Genomic DNA, 473 nt, shown 5'->3' on the forward strand with positions numbered 1-473 from the left:
CATCTGCTGAAGAAGAACAAGGTCACCGTGATCATGGGCGAGGCGCGCCTGACCGGGCCCGGCACGGTGACGGTGAAGACCGACAAGGGCAGCGAAGAGCTGACCTCGAAGGCCGTCGTGCTGGCGACGGGGGCGCGCGCCCGCGCGCTGCCGGGGCTCGAGGCGGACGGCGATCTGGTCTGGTCCTACAAGCACGCGCTGCAGCCGGTGCGGATGCCGAAGAAGCTCCTGGTCATCGGCTCGGGCGCCATCGGCATCGAATTCGCGAGCTTCTTCAACACGCTCGGCGCCGATACCACGGTGGTCGAGGTGATGGACCGCGTGCTGCCGGTCGAGGACGAGGAAATCTCCTCCTTCGCGAAGAAGCAGTTCCTGAAATCGGGGATGAAGATCCTCGAGAAGACCACGGTGAAGAAGCTCGACCGCACGCCGGGCAAGGGCGTGGTGGCGCATCTCGAGGATGCGAAGGGCAC

Annotated in this window: 1 protein-coding gene; it reads left to right on the forward strand. The window is 65.8% G+C overall.

From position 1 onward, the window contains the following. A partial coding sequence (locus CG50_RS16055) for an FAD-dependent oxidoreductase (RefSeq protein ID WP_036640710.1) occupies nucleotides 1-473 on the forward strand: 473 nt, incomplete at both ends.

The organism is Paenirhodobacter enshiensis (assembly GCF_000740785.1).
GTDB lineage: Bacteria > Pseudomonadota > Alphaproteobacteria > Rhodobacterales > Rhodobacteraceae > Rhodobacter > Rhodobacter enshiensis.